Source organism: uncultured Tateyamaria sp., from assembly GCF_947503045.1.
In the GTDB taxonomy this organism is placed as follows: domain Bacteria; phylum Pseudomonadota; class Alphaproteobacteria; order Rhodobacterales; family Rhodobacteraceae; genus Tateyamaria.
The window spans coordinates 826,434-841,388 of record NZ_CANNCF010000001.1 but is presented as its reverse complement, the minus strand read 5'-3'; the positions used below and the strand labels follow the sequence as shown (position 1 = coordinate 841,388).

8 protein-coding genes are annotated in these 14,955 nt (G+C 63.2%); 3 read left to right on the top strand and 5 right to left on the bottom strand.

Annotation, left to right across the window (positions count from 1 at the left end; genetic code table 11):
* Positions 1-25: 25 nt before the first annotated feature.
* The 5 genes from Q1A89_RS04300 to Q1A89_RS04280 all read right to left on the bottom strand — a co-directional run bounded on the left by Q1A89_RS04300 (position 26) and on the right by Q1A89_RS04280 (position 5,740).
* On the bottom strand, positions 26-874 hold the full coding sequence (locus Q1A89_RS04300; protein ID WP_299724261.1) for a hypothetical protein: 849 nt from the start codon (positions 872-874) through the stop codon (positions 26-28).
* A gap of 336 nt (positions 875-1,210) precedes the next feature.
* The gene (locus Q1A89_RS04295; RefSeq protein ID WP_299724259.1) at positions 1,211-3,451 is read right to left on the bottom strand and encodes a molybdopterin cofactor-binding domain-containing protein; all 2,241 of its coding nucleotides are present in this window, start codon (positions 3,449-3,451) and stop codon (positions 1,211-1,213) included.
* Between the two features lie 4 nt (positions 3,452-3,455).
* Complete coding sequence (locus Q1A89_RS04290) at positions 3,456-3,914, bottom strand: (2Fe-2S)-binding protein (RefSeq protein ID WP_299724257.1); 459 nt, start codon at positions 3,912-3,914, stop codon at positions 3,456-3,458.
* Positions 3,915-4,074: 160 nt separating this feature from the next.
* Positions 4,075-5,187, bottom strand: coding sequence for an S-(hydroxymethyl)glutathione dehydrogenase/class III alcohol dehydrogenase (locus Q1A89_RS04285; RefSeq protein WP_299726079.1), 1,113 nt, complete (start codon positions 5,185-5,187; stop codon positions 4,075-4,077).
* A 172-nt stretch (positions 5,188-5,359) separates the two neighbouring features.
* A complete protein-coding gene (locus Q1A89_RS04280) occupies positions 5,360-5,740 on the bottom strand; it encodes a DUF3307 domain-containing protein (RefSeq protein WP_299724255.1) in 381 nt (126 codons plus the stop codon).
* 153 nt (positions 5,741-5,893) lie between these two features.
* Here Q1A89_RS04280 and Q1A89_RS04275 point away from each other — a divergent pair, with 153 nt between their 5' ends.
* The 3 genes from Q1A89_RS04275 (at position 5,894) to Q1A89_RS04265 (ending at position 14,945) form a co-directional block, all read left to right on the top strand.
* Positions 5,894-8,911 (top strand): ABC transporter transmembrane domain-containing protein, encoded by a 3,018-nt coding sequence (locus tag Q1A89_RS04275; protein ID WP_299724253.1) that lies wholly within the window; start codon positions 5,894-5,896, stop codon positions 8,909-8,911.
* A gap of 119 nt (positions 8,912-9,030) precedes the next feature.
* A complete protein-coding gene (locus tag Q1A89_RS04270) occupies positions 9,031-10,818 on the top strand; it encodes a BamA/TamA family outer membrane protein (protein ID WP_299724251.1) in 1,788 nt (595 codons plus the stop codon).
* Positions 10,818-14,945 carry a translocation/assembly module TamB domain-containing protein gene (locus Q1A89_RS04265; RefSeq protein ID WP_299724249.1) on the top strand — a complete coding sequence of 1,376 codons (4,128 nt, stop codon included), beginning with the start codon at positions 10,818-10,820 and terminating at the stop codon, positions 14,943-14,945. The genes Q1A89_RS04270 and Q1A89_RS04265 overlap by 1 nt, the downstream gene beginning before the upstream one ends.
* The last annotated feature ends 10 nt before the right edge of the window (positions 14,946-14,955 follow it).

The following is a 14,955-nucleotide window of genomic DNA, read 5'->3' as shown; positions in this document are numbered from 1 at the left end:
TGGCTGTGCGCGGCAAGTCTTAGGATCAGCCGATCACGACCTTGAACTTCTTGAACGCCTTGAAGAGGCTTTCGATCGTGTCCTTCTGAACAAAACTGTCCTTGGGTTCGTTTTTCTGGATCAGGGCAAAGATCTGCTTGGCCGTCGTCTTGTCCCCGCTCATCCAGGCGTTCACCATGTCCTCGACCCGGTTTTTCAACTTGGGATCCTTGGGCTTGTCAAAACCGCACATCGACAGTTTCTTGGTGTCGACCTCAAAGGCGCCCGCATTGGTCAGGCCCTTGCCCGTCTTGATGGCGTCAATCACCTCTTCGGCGCTGGCTTTCAGACGGGCCTTGTTGATCGTATATTTGGCAAGTTCGCGCGCCCCGCTTTTGTTGCCGCGCATCATCTCGGCCAGAATCCCGCGCACCGAAGGAGCATCCGTCAGATTCAGGCGCACCATAATGCTGTTGACGTCGCCGTATTTCTTTTCACCGGCCTGAAACAGCTTCTGGGTGTGGACCTTCTTGAAGGTCGAGGATTTGCTTTCGTCAAAGAACTCGGGAAAGATCTCGGTTTCCAGAAAGGTGCGGCAGTTGGCCTCGACAAGGTCCAGAATACCCTTCCACAGGCGGGGGTCATAGTTGTCCTCCGTCACCAGATCGGTGGCGTTCTGCGTGATGTGGCGCGGCAGGGAAATCGGGGTGCGCGAGCGTTCGGCAATGTACTCGGAAAACACTGCATCCGCCGCAGGTGGGTTGATCAGGAACTTGAACCGGTGACGCACCTCGGGCGACGTAAAGGTTTGCATCATCACTTTGGTCAACTCGCGTTCACGCAAAAGTTCCGCAACGGTGCTGGGGTAGGTAATTCCGCCAATCTTCTGAGCCATCAAATTTCTCCGTATCAAGGGACGCTATCTGCGCCGGGCTATGAGGGGGAAACACGAGGACGGCCGGGATTATTCACACCAACGCGAAAGATTTTTATGCCCCGCTGGCGGGCGTGAGGGGATGGGCGCGCAACGCACGCTGCGTTAACACATGGCCAAATGCACCACTTCGGTGCACACCTTGTGCACAGGTTGTGTACGGGTTGTGCGTCCCCGGATTTGGCGTAAACCATTCCAAATCAATGGTAAATTCGCCGCAGGATACAAATTGCGCATAGGTTAACGGCGCACGCGCAACACGCGCGCCCGGCAACGGGCCGCGCGGCGCATTCCGTCTCAGGCAAAGTCGATAAATTTCCGCATCGGCATCTCGCGGATGCGCTTACCGGTCGCGGCAAAGATGGCGTTGGACAGGGCCGCAGCCGCCGGGGGCACCATCGGTTCCCCGATGCCGCGCACATGGGCGCCGTTCTCCAGCCCGCGCACTTCGATCTCCGGGGCCTGCGCCAGCCGCAGTCCCTCAAAGTCATAGTAGTTCATCTGCTCGACCATCCCGTCGGCATAGGTCACTTCGGCATTGATCGCATGGCCCAGCGCCCAGATGACCCCGCCCTGCACGTTGTTTTCAAAGTTCACAGGGTCCACCACCGTGCCCACATCCGCCGCCACCCAGACCTTGTCCAGACGGATGCCCGCCTCGGTTTGGGTGACTTCGATCACCTCGGCGGTCGGCACGCCAAAGGACAGGCAGAACGCGACACCGCGCCCCGTGTTGGGGGCCTGCGGGCGGCCCCAACCCGACATCTCGGCGACGGCCTCCAGCACCTTGCGCGAGGGGTCATGCCAGCACAGGCGCAGGCGTTCTTCCATCGGATCTGCGCCCGCGGCGTGGATCAGTTCATCCAGGAAAACATCGTGGAAAAAACCGTTGGTCGAGGCCCCGACCGAGCGCCACGAGGTGATCGGCGCCAGCTCAGGCGTGCGATAGCCTGTGACACGATAGTCAGGAATTTCAAAGGGTTGCTCCCAGGCGCCCGCCACGATCTGCGTGTCCGGCCCCGGCAGGGACAGGCCCTGACGGCCCATCTGACTGGCAATGATCGACGGCATCGCGATGCCCAGATCATAGGCCTGCACCTGCCCGTCCCGCACCGCGCCACGCCCGCGCGCCATGGCGATCTGGCGGGTGTCATCGTGGCTCATATCCTCCTCGCGGGAATAGGTCAGCTTGACCGGCGTGCCCTTGACGGCCAGCGCAATCTCGGCGGCCTCGCGCACGACGCGGTCCTCCAGCCGATGGCCAAAACTGCCCCCCATCATCTGCACATGGACATGCACGTCATCGCGGTCATGGCCCGTGATACCGGCCACGTTGTTCTGGACAAAGCGCGGGATTTGCGTGCCCGTCCAGACGTCTACACGGTCCTCGCCAACCAACACGGTGGCCGAGATCGGCTCAAGCGGCGCATGGGCAAGGTAAGGCGCCCGGTACTCGGCCTCGATCACATCTGCATTGGCCAAGGCCGCCTCAACATCGCCGTCATCGCGCTTGCGACTGTCGACAAAAGCGTCATCGAAGCTGTCGGCCAAGGCCTGCCAATGGCCCACCATCTCTGCGGGGTATGCGGCCGGGCCCCACTCAACCTCAATCGCGTTGACCGCCTGAATGGCCCGCCACGTGTTGTCCGCAATGACCGCGACGCCACCGGTGACCTCAACGATCTGTTTCACACCGCGCATGCCCCGCGCAACCGAGGCATCATAGCGCAGCAGCGCCCCACCGCGACGCGGGTTGGTGCGCACGCTGGCATGCAGCAGCCCCTCGGCTTCAAAGTCGATGCCATAGTCCTGCGTGCCAGTGGATTTCGCCACGATATCAACGCGTTCCATCGCCTTTCCGACCAGCTGCCACGTGGACGGATCGCGCAAGGAAACGTCATTCACGGGCGTCAAAGTCGCCGCAATCGGTGCCAGATCGACATAGCTGATCGTCTCTCCACCCGGCAGTTCCACTTGGCCCCGCGCGGTTTTGAGGCTGCTCACAGGCACGCCCTTGGCCTCGGCAGCGGCGGCTTTCAACGTCTCGCGCGCCACGGCGCCCGCCATGCGCAGCTTGCCAAAACCATCAGGCACCGTGGTCGATCCACCCGTCACCTGCAGGCCCAGAAACTTGATCATCGCATCCATGACACCACGCGCGGACTCCGCCAGCAACGTGTCATCCGTCGCACGGAACGGTGCGGCCTCATCGCTGAGGGCGGTGTTGTAATAGGCAGGGCTTGGCATGCCGGGATCGACGCGGATCTGGTCAAGTTCCACATCCAGTTCCTCTGCGATCAGGGCGGCCTGCACGGAATAAGCCCCCTGCCCGCTGTCCGCACGCGGCGTGATCAAGGTGATGCCCGAAGCATCGATGCGCACATAGGGGGTCAGCCCCGCGGCACCTTCGCCGAGATTATCCAGCAATGGATTGGCAACGGGGCGTTTGTACATGACATAGCCAAAGGCGACGCCTCCCACGACAGCGGCCGATCCGACCAGAAAGCTGCGGCGCGCGATTTTTCCCAGACGGCTCATACGCTTAGCCCGCCTGCATGGACTGTGATGCGGTTTTGATGGCGGCGCGGATACGGGTGTAGGTGCCGCAGCGGCACAGGTTGCCGTTCATCGCGTCATCAATTTCGGCATCGGTCGGGTTCGGGATTTCGGACAGCAAGGCGGCGGCCTGCATAATCTGCCCGGACTGGCAATAGCCGCACTGCGCCACCTGATGCGTGATCCACGCGGCCTGCACCGCGTGCAGCGCTTCGGGCGTGCCCAGCCCTTCGATTGTGGTGACATCGCCCCAGACATCGCCGGCCGCCGTCTGGCAGGAGCGGACCGCCTCGCCATCGATATGCACCGTGCAGGCCCCACACTGGGCGACCCCGCAGCCATATTTGACACCCTTGATGTTCAGCTCATCGCGCAGCACCCACAAGAGCGGCATGTCCTCTTCGACATCCACCTCGTGATCTCTGCCATTGACGGTCAGTTTCATGCAGCCTCCGCACGCATTGCGACTGCATCATTTTACCTTGGGCGCCGAACGCAAAAAACCTGCAATGCGCGCCACCACGCAGGAACATCGCGCCAAATTGAGTGAAATCCGGCGCGATGGGCTGGCTGTAAGGCGGAGGTGTCCTCCGCCCGCCTCAGGTTCAGAACTCGACGACCGCCCGGATCGACTTGCCTTCATGCATCAGATCAAAGCCGTGGTTGATCTGATCCAGCGTCAGCTTGTGGGTGATCATGGGGTCGATCTCGATCTTGCCGTCCATGTACCAGTCCACGATCTTGGGCACATCCGTGCGCCCCTTGGCCCCGCCAAAGGCCGTGCCGCGCCAGACGCGACCCGTGACCAACTGGAAGGGGCGGGTCGAGATCTCGGCGCCCGCGGGTGCCACCCCGATGATGATGCTTTCACCCCAGCCCTTGTGGGCGGCCTCAAGCGCTGTGCGCATCACGCCCACATTGCCCGTGGCATCAAAGGTGTAGTCGGCCCCGCCCTTGGTCAGCTCGACCAGATGAGCCACGAGATCGCCTTCGACCTCGTCGGGGTTCACGAAATCGGTCATGCCGAAATGCTCGCCCATGGGCACTTTGTCCGCGTTCAGATCGACGCCGACAATCTGGTCTGCGCCCGCCAGTTTCAGCCCCTGAATGACGTTGAGGCCAATGCCGCCCAGACCGAAAACAATGCAGCGGCTGCCGATCTCGACCTTGGCAGTGTTGATCACCGCGCCGATGCCGGTGGTGACGCCGCAGCCGATATAGCAGATCTTGTCGAACGGCGCGTCCTTTCGCACCTTGGCCAGCGCAATTTCCGGCACCACCGTGTGGTTGGCGAAGGTCGAGCAGCCCATATAGTGGTGGATCGGCGTGCCATCGAGCATCGAAAATCGAGTCGAGCCATCAGGCAGCAGCCCCTGCCCTTGTGTCGCGCGCACCTTCTGGCAGAGGTTGGTTTTGGGGTTGAGGCAATATTCGCATTCCCGGCATTCCGGCGTGTAAAGCGGGATCACATGATCGCCGACCTCAAGTGTCGTGACTCCCTCACCCACTTCGATCACGACGCCTGCGCCCTCATGGCCCAGAATGGCCGGAAAGATACCTTCGGGATCGGCGCCCGAGCGGGTGAACTCATCCGTATGGCACAGGCCCGTGGCCTTGATTTCGACCAGCACTTCGCCCTTGCGAGGGCCATCCAGATTGACCTCCATGATCTCAAGGGGTTTGCCGGCCTCGACGGCGACGGCGGCGCGGGTTCTCATCATGGTCCTATCTCCTTGCATATTTGCGGCCCACAAGGCCCGCGAAAAGGGCCTGTGTCAATCCTGCGGGCCTCGGGAAAAAAGGCGGGCCGACCCTTCGGGGAGGGTTTTATAAATCAGAGAAGCGGGACATGCACGTCGCGCACCAGGTGCAGAAAAGCGCTGTGGCCGCTCAGGGCAGGACGGCCCAGACCATTATGAGATAAGTCCATTGGTGCAGGGCCTGATCGACCCCGAAGGCGCGCCAGTATCCGGCCTGATCGGGCCCGTGTCCGGTGTGATCCGACCAGCGCCCCTTGGCCCAATCGATGTGGAAATGCACCGCCCATTCGATCAGTGCCACCACGAGGGTCAGCCCAAACGGCACCCCCATCACCATCATTGCGATCAGCGATCCGACACCATGCACGCCCGCATGTTGTGCGCGCCCCACATGCACATAGCGCCCACGGTCCCGCAACATGCGAGGTGTCTGCAGATAGAAATCCGCAAACAGGTGTTTGGCCTGCAGCAAAAACAGCAGCCCAAACCCGAAAAGCACTGGATCACTCAAGGACGGTCCTTCACGTGTTACTCTGATCCGCATCCTAGGATGGCAATCCGTTCGGAGCAATCCACCTCACGCAGCAAGTCAACATCGCCCCACAAAGCATTGATTTACCAACCTCAGCACGTTTAACCTGCATTGAGGCGCACGGCGTCCAAATTGAGTAGGGCCAGAGCCATCGAATCCTCCATTTTTGCCTTTATCTGGAAGTATTCCAAACGCGATCAGTTGATCCTGCTGGTGGTGACGCTGAGCCTGTTTCCCCTGCTTTACCTGACGCTGGAGCTGCCCAAGCAGATCATCAACGACGCCATTGGGTCGGGGTCGTCATCGATCACCGCCTTCGGGATGGAGTTCTCGCAAATCAACTACTTGATGCTGCTTTGTGGCGGATTCTTGCTGGCGGTGATGGCCCACGGCCTGATGAAGATGCGGATCAACACCATGAAGGGCGTGTTGGCCGAACGTCTGCTGCGCCGATTTCGCTATACGTTGATCGCTCGCATCCTGCGCTTTCCCCAGCCCTATTTCGAACGCACGAGCCAAGGCGAGCTGGTCAGCATGGTCACCGCCGAGAGCGAGCCGATGGGTGGTCTGATGGGCGATGCGGTGGCCCAGCCTGTGCTGCAGGCGGGCCAGATGCTGACGATCCTCGGCTTTCTGTTCCTTCAGTCGGTCGCCTTTGGTCTGGCCGCCTGTGCGCTGATCCCGCTGCAGGCCTGGCTGATCCCGAAACTGCAACGCCAGATCAACCTGCTGAACAAGAAACGCGTCATTCAGGTGCGCGCGCTGGCGGCCGAGATTGGCGAAGGCGCGGTGGGGGCCTCGACCCTGCGGGTCAATGGCGGCTGGCGCTACCGGATGGCGATGATCGGCGACCGGCTGGGGCGGCTCTTCGACATCCGCTTCCAGATCTACCAGAAGAAATTCTTCATGAAGTTTCTCAACAACTTCATCACGCAACTCACGCCATTCTTTTTCTTTTCCATCGGTGGCTACCTGGTCATTCAGGGGCAGGTGACCATCGGCGCGCTGGTCGCAGCCCTCGCGGCCTACAAGGACCTGTCGAGCCCGTGGAAGGAGCTGCTGACCTATTACAACCAGTCCGCCGACATGTCCCTGCGCTGGGAGACGATTACCGAACGCTTTGCCCCCGAAGGCATGGTGGACGAGGACCTGTTTTACGGCCCCGCCCCCGAAGCGCCGCGTCTGACAGGTGACATTGTGCTGGATCAGGTGACGGTGCGTGACGGCGACGGCAACCCGGTGCTCGAAGATATCTCGGTCACGCTGCCCGCCGGGGCCGTGGTGGGGATCAGCGCCGAAAATGACGAAGACCGCCGCGCGCTGGCAGAAGTGCTGACCCGCGAAACCCTGCCCACCAGCGGTTCGGTCACCCTGTCGGGCAAGAGCATCAACAGCCTGCATCAGGCCACAATCGCCAAGCGGATTGGCCATGCCAACTCGCGCCCCATCCTGTTTCAGGGCAGTTATGGGCAGAACGTTATGATGCCGATGCGGGTCTCTCCGGTTGGCGAAGGCACCGAAACCGACTTTGCCCGCGAAGCCAAACGGGCCGGGAACTCGCCCGACATGCTCAAGGCAAAGTGGCTTGATCCGACGCTGGCCGGGGTCGAGGATCGCGCCCAGTTGCGCGCCTGGTGGTACACGCTGATCGATGGGTCCGGCAGTGGCGAGGTGCTGACCCGGCGCACGATGGATCAGACTTTTGACGCGGACAAACACGCGGCCCTGACCGAAGCCCTGATCGCCCTTCGTCCCAAGGTGGCTGCGGCGGTCGAGGCGGCGGGTCTCACGCGCTATGTGCACCGTTTTGATCCGCAGGCATACAACCCGGCCTTGCCGATCTCGGAAAACCTGCTCTTTGCCACTCCGCGCGAGGCGATCACCCCCGAGATCATCGAGGCCAAGCTGGAGTTCCTGCGCCTGCTGCACGCGCTGGAACTGGCCAGCAATCTCGAACAGTTGGCCCGCAACATAATCGAAATGCTGCGCCAGATTTTTGGCGCGAATGGCACCGATCATCCGCTGTTCCGCAAAGTGGGCCTGGAAGTAGCTGTCTATGACGCCGCCCTTGATCTGGTGAACCGCAAACCACCGGGATCGCAGATCACCGACAGCGAACTCGCCCTGCTGTTAAGCGTGCCGTCCAGCGTCACCGCCGAACAGGTCGGCCCATCCTTTCCCGAAGACGTCAAGGCCCGTGTGCTGGAGATGCGCGCCCAGCATGCCGACTCGCTGCGCGAACAGATGGACGACCTTTTTGTGCCCATCGAAGAGGGCAAATACGTCTACGGCATGACGGTTCTGGAAAACGCGCTGTTCGGCAAAGTGGCCGAAGGGGCCGGCACGCGGGGCGAGGAATTGCGCCGGATCGTGGTGCAGGTGCTGGCGGATGAAGGGGTCAGCCCACAGGTGCTGGAACTGGTCTTTGACGTGCCGATCGCCCTTGGCGGGGCCAACCTGCCTGCCATCTTTGCCGAACCACTGTCGATCAGCCGGGCCACCATCAAGCGCCCCGATGTCCTGATCCTGGACCGGGTCATGGCCAGCTATGATGCCGACACCCGCGAGGCGCTGATCACCAACCTGCGCGCACTTTTGCCTGACTCGATCCTCATCTTTCTCAACGAAGGATTCGAGGACGAAGACGTGTTCGATATGCACTTTGAAATCCAGCAGGGCCGCCTTGTCGGGGCCGAAGGGACGCGCGCCGAAGCCGACAGCGAGGTTGGCGCGGATCTGGCCCGCAAGCTCGACGCGCTTAGCCGCACGCCGCTGTTTTCCGGGCTCAAGCGCAAGCAGTTGCGTCTGCTTGCGTTTGGCGCGCGCTGGTACACGGCCAATCCGCACGAATACGTGTTCCGCAAACGCGACGACCCGACCGACGGGGCCTATATGATCATCGACGGTGAGGCGGACCTGCTGCTGCCCCGTCCGGGCGGCGAAGATCAGCTGATCGCAACCGTCGGCGCGGGCGCACTGGTGGGCGAGTTGGGCCTGATCCGGCGCGAGCCCCGCGCCCTTGATATGCGGGCCAAATCCGCCCTGTCCTGCCTGCGTATCAGCGAAGAAGACTTCATGGCCGTGGTCGAAAATGACGCCGCCACGGCCTTCCGTCTGCTGCAGGTGGTGGCAGGCTACGTCAAGACCTGAGCGACCTGCCTTCAAGCTTGCGCGACTTTTCGACATTTCCCCTTTAACCGCTGGCACCTTGAGCCAAGTTTTGGCAATGATGTTGCAAGGCCGCAGCGACAATGCGGCGGGGTGTTTTGATGATCCAGAAAATCCGGCCTGTGCTGGCCACAGTCATCGCCGCGACCTGTGCTGCAAGTGCCGCATGGGCGCTGGATGTGACTGTTGAGGCGCCAGACAGTGTTGCGAATGATCTGCGCACCGGGTCCCTGACCGCCGCCCTGCTCGACGGAGAAGAGGACGCACCGCGCGCCATTGATGTCCTCAGTGCGGCACAGGCCGACTATGCCCGCCTGATTGGAGTGCTTTACGAACTTGGGTATTTCGCGCCCAGCATAAACATTCTGGTGGACGGGCGCGAGGCCGCCTCCATCGCCCCGATTGCTGCCCCGCCCGCCATTTCGACCGTGGTGATCAGAGTTGTCCCGGGCGAGGTGTTCACTTTCGGCTCGGTCACCATCACGCCTCAGGCCCCCACATCCGAGCCGGTCGACGGGCTGACGCCTGGCGCCACGGCGCGAGTCTCAACCTTGCGCGCGGGCACCACCGCCCAGATCGACGGCTGGCGTCAGGCAGGCCACGCCAAGGCCGCCGTGGCGGACCAAAAGATCACCGCCCGCCACCCCGAAAAACAGATAAACGCCGCCGTCACGCTCGACCCCGGTCCGCGCCTGCGCTTTGGCAAGTTGCTGATCAAGGGCGAGACCGCGGTGCGCGAAAAACGCATCCGCGAGATCATGGGCTGGCCTGAGGGCAAGCAGTTCGACCCCGACGACATCGAGCAGGTTGAAAACCGCATGCGCCGCACCGGCACCTTTGCCGCCGCCAATCTGACCGAGGCCGCCGAACCCAACCCGGACGGCACGCTGGATGTCACCGCCACGATCTCGGACCAACTGCCGCGTCGTTACAGTGTTGGCGCGGAATACAGCACACTGGACGGGTTCAGCGTCAGCGCGCTTTGGCTGCATCGCAACATCTTTGGCGGAGCCGAGCGACTGCAAATCGACGGTGAGGTCACTGGCGTTGGCGGCGATACCGGCGGCGTCGATTTCCGCCTGACGGGCCTCTTGTCACGTCCCGCCACCATCCGCACCGATCTCGAGGCGTTTCTGCTGGCCGAGATCGAACAACGCGACGATCCCAATCTGTTTTCGCGCACCGTTCGGCTGGAACTGGGCGGGACCTATTTTGCCAGCGAGACTCGTGAATACAGCTATGGCGTCGGCCTGCGCCGCTCGCTCACGCGCGACGATCTGGGTGAGCGGGACTATACAATTTTCACCATTCCGCTCTCGGCCACCTTTGACAGGCGCGACGATCCGCTGAATGCAACTTCGGGCTATTACGCCCAGATCGGGCTGACGCCGTTCCTCAACATCGACGGCACCGACAATGGCCTCGTCACCACGCTTGATCTGCGCACCTATCGCCAGTTGGGCAGTCGGGTCACGTTGGCCTTTCGCGGCGTGCTCGGCTCGCTTGCGGGGCCGGATATCGCCATTGCCCCGGCTGATTTCCTGTTCTTTTCGGGGGGGTCGGATTCGGTGCGCGGGCAAGAATACCAGTCTCTTGGCGTCACCCTCAGCCCCGGCGTAACCATCGGCGGGCGCTCTTACCTGGGCCTCTCGGGCGAGGTGCGGGTCAAGACCGGCGAAAACCTGTCGGTCGTCGGCTTTTACGATGCCGGCTATATCGGTGCTGAATCCTTATTTGACGGCTCGGGCGAATGGCATACCGGGATCGGGGCTGGCATCCGCTACAACACGCCCATCGGGCCAATCCGCTTTGATCTGGCGGTGCCCGGATCAGGCCCGGGCGATCCATCCGGAGTCGAAATCTATATCGGGATTGGACAGGCCTTTTGATGCGTTTTGCCCTTCTCTTGATGACCTGCCTTTTGTGGCCTCTCGCCCTTGCGGCACAGGACGCGGACGAGGATGACCGCGGCTTTATTGCAGGGCTGCTCGAAGGGGCGCTTGGCGGTGACGGGCGCACCGTGCGCATCATCGGCTTTGCCGGGGCACTGTCGAGCACGGCCACCATTGACCAGATCACCATTGCGGATCGCGAAGGCATCTGGCTGACCATCGACGATGTCGCCCTGACATGGAGCCGCCGGGCCCTGCTGCGTGGTGCCATCGAGGTCGAAGAGTTGCGCGCCGCCCGCATCGACCTGCCCCGTCTGCCTGTGGCCGAACCGGGCATCGACGTGCCCGACGCCGAGGCCAAGCCCTTTGCCTTGCCCGACCTGCCCGCCTCGATTCGGCTGGGCCAGCTTGCCATCGACAGCGTCGCGCTTGGCGCGCCGGTGCTGGGCGAAGCGGCGGAGCTGTCCCTCAGTGGCACAGCCACGCTTGCGAATGGTGCGGGCGACGCCACGCTGGTGGCCGAGCGTATCGATGGGCCCCGCGCCAGCTTCAACGTTGATGCGGCCTATGCCAATGAAACCCGTGCATTACGCCTCAACCTTGATCTGTCCGAGGCTGCGGATGGGTTGATTTCCGGCCTCATGAACCTGCCCGGACGGCCCAGCGTCGATCTGAAAGTGGCGGGCGACGGTCTCTTGTCGGACTTTGCCGCAACCCTCGATCTGCGCACCGATGGCGCGCCCCGCCTGACCGGCACGCTGGCCCTGCAAAGCGAGGCGGAAGGCCCGAAGGTGTTTGACATTGATCTGAATGGCGATGTCACGGCCCTGTTCCTGCCCCAATATGCCGAGTTTTTCGGCCCCGACGTGTCGCTGAGTGCGCAAGGCAATCAGGCCGCCTCCGGCGCGCTCAGCCTTGATCAATTCGCTCTCGACACCCGCGCGCTGCGGCTGTCGGGTCAGGCCGCACTCAACAGCGATGGTTGGCCAACGCTGCTGGACATCGAGGGGCAGATTTCCGACCCCGATGGCGACCCCGTGCTGCTGCCTGCGGGCGGGGGCGAGACGCGCGTTGATCTGGCCGATCTGACCGTCAGCTTTGATGCCAGCGACAGCGACGCGCTGGTCGCGGCGATCACCCTCGCCGGGCTTGACCGGGCCGAAGTACAGGCGCGCTCGGTCAGCCTTGGCATTGACGGCACCCTGTCGGGCGACGTGAACGCCATCGGCGCATTTGCCGCGCGCGTGGACCTCAACGCCTCGGGCCTTGGTTTTGCCGACCCGGCCCTGGCCCAGGCCATCGGCGCGGTGGTGCGGGGTGGTCTGGACGTCGCTTATGGTGATGAGGCGCCGCTACGTTTGTCGAACCTGTCCCTGACAGGTGGGGCATGGGACATCACCGGCAATGTCGTCACCCAAAGCCTGTCCGAGGATTTCGCAACAACCCTCGACGTCACCCTCGACACGCCGGACCTGTCGGCCTTTGCCGCCCTTGCGGGCCTGTCGCTGGACGGCGCGGGGCGGATCGAAGCGGCAGGCAGCGCGGCCCTCGGCGGCTTTTTCAACATCGAAGTGGTGGGCATCACCGAAAACCTCGCCCTTGGCATTCCGCAGGCCGATGCGCTGCTGGAAGGGGTCACGAACGTCGATCTGATTGCGCGGCGGGATGAAACGGGCACATATCTCGACGCGTTGACACTGAACAACGCGGCCCTGTCTGCAGATGTCTCGGCCGAGCTGAAGACCGGGGCCTCCACCGCCAAATACGCCTTCCGCCTTGATGACGCCGCCCGGGTTGTCGACACGCTCGACGGGCCGCTGAGCGTCGACGGCACCGCGCGCCAGACCGGCGAGGTCTGGGATGTGACCGCCGCCCTTGCAGGCCCATTGGACGCAACAGCAAATGTCGATGCCCGGCTTGCGGGCGCCGATATCGACATCGACCTGCGCGCCGCCCTGCCCGATCTGCAACCGCTTGTTGCGCAACTCAGCGGTGGTGCGGTGATCGAGGCCAGTGCCCGCCAACGCGACGGCGCCTGGGATTTCGACACGACGATCGAGGGGCCACTGGACAGTGCCGCCACCGCCTCGGGCCGCTTTGCCCAAGGGGCGCTGAGTGCAAATTACACCGCCTTCCTGCCCTCGCTCGACCCGCTGGTGCCCGGCATTCCCGACGCGCTGACGCTCACGGGCGATGTGCAACAGGTGCCCGACGGGTGGGAATTTGCTACCAACCTCACCGGCCCTTACGCCGCGCGCGTGACCGCCACAGGCCAGTTCCTGTCCGGCATTCTGAGCGCGGACTACACCGCCAACCTGCCGGATGTATCGGCGCTGGCGCCGGGCATCACTGGGTCCGCCGCACTTGAGGGCAATGTGCAACAAGTGTCCGAGGGCTGGCAGTTCGCCACTGACCTCAGCGGGCCCTATTCCAGCACGGGCCGGGTGACCGGCACCTATACCGCCGCGCGCCTCGCCACGGCCTTCACACTCGCCGTGCCAAACCTCGCCCCGCTTGCCCCCGGCGTGAACGGCCCGCTCGCGGTTGACGGAACGCTGGCGCAGATCGACAACGGCTGGGCGGTCGACACAGATGTACAGGGCCCCTATGCCAGCACCGCCACCATCAGCGGCACGTTTGGAGAGGTCGGCACCACAGCGCGTTATGCCGTGCGCCTGCCCAATGTGGGTGCGCTGGTGCCGCGCCTGTCCGGTGCGGCGGCCGTCACAGGCACCGCCAAGCAAGTGGCGCGCGGGTTCGACATCAACGCGAGCCTTGACGGTCCTGCGGGCACCATTGCGCAGGTGCAGGGGCTGGTCGCGACTGACGGGCGGCTGGAGCTCGATGCCACCGGTCAGGCGCAACTGGGCCTGCTCAACCCGTTCATCGCGCCGCGCACCATCGCGGGGCTTGCCAATTTCGATTTGACCATCGACGGCCCTGCGGCGCTGTCCTCACTGCGCGGGCGGATCAGTACGCAAGGCACGCGGCTCGCCGCCCCGAAGCTGCCTCTGTCCCTGTCGGACCTCAGCGGCGCGGTCGAACTGACCGGCGGGCAGGCCACGCTGGATCTGACCGGGCAAGTGACCGAAGGCGGCACAATTGCACTGAATGGGCCGATCACTCTGGGCGGCGGCTTTCCCGCGCAATTGCAGATCGGGCTCAGCAACGTCGTTCTGACCGACAACGTGGTCTATACCAGCGTCGTGAACGGGGGCGTGTCGCTCAATGGCGCGCTGACGGGTGGGGCGCGTATTGCAGGCAATATCGAGGTTGGCGAAACCACCGTACAGGTGCCGTCCAGCACCGTCTCCACCCTCGGTTCGATCCCCGACATCACCCATATCGGCGCGACACGGCCCGTAATGCGCACGCGCGCGCGTGCCGGGTTGATCAAGGAAACCTCGGCCAGCAGCGGCGGAGGGCTGGCCTATCCGCTCGACATCACGGTCAACGCCCCCTCGCGGGTCTTTGTACGTGGGCGCGGGATTGACGCCGAACTTGGCGGCACCCTGCGGATCACCGGGACAACGGCCGATACGATTTCGACCGGGCAGATCGACCTGATCCGCGGCCGGCTTGAGATTTTGACCAAGCGCTTCGAACTGGACGACGGGCGGATCGAGATACAGGGCCGGTTCGAAGTGTTCCTGCGGCTGATCGCGGTCACCTCGACCTCGTCCGGCACCGCCAGCATCGTGGTGGAAGGGCGCGCGAGCGATCCCACGGTCACCTTTGAATCTTCGCCCGAAGCGCCGCAGGATCAGGTGCTGGCCCAGATTTTCTTTGGCCGCGACATCTCGCAACTCTCCGCCTTTCAGGCGCTGCAGCTGGCCAGCGCGGTTGCCCGATTGGCGGGCGGCGGCGGGGAAAGCCTGATATCACAACTGCGCGGTTCGTTCGGCCTCGACGATCTCGACGTGACCACCGATGACGAGGGCAACGCCGCTGTGCGCGCGGGCAAATACATCTCGGAAAACGTCTATACTGATGTGACCGTTGGCGGCACGCAAGGACCCGAAGTGTCGCTGAACATCGACCTTACCCCCAATGTCACCGTGCGGGGCAGCGTGGCTGCAGACAGCAGCACGGGCGTCGGCATCTTCATCGAAAAAGACTACTGAGGCGCGCGCG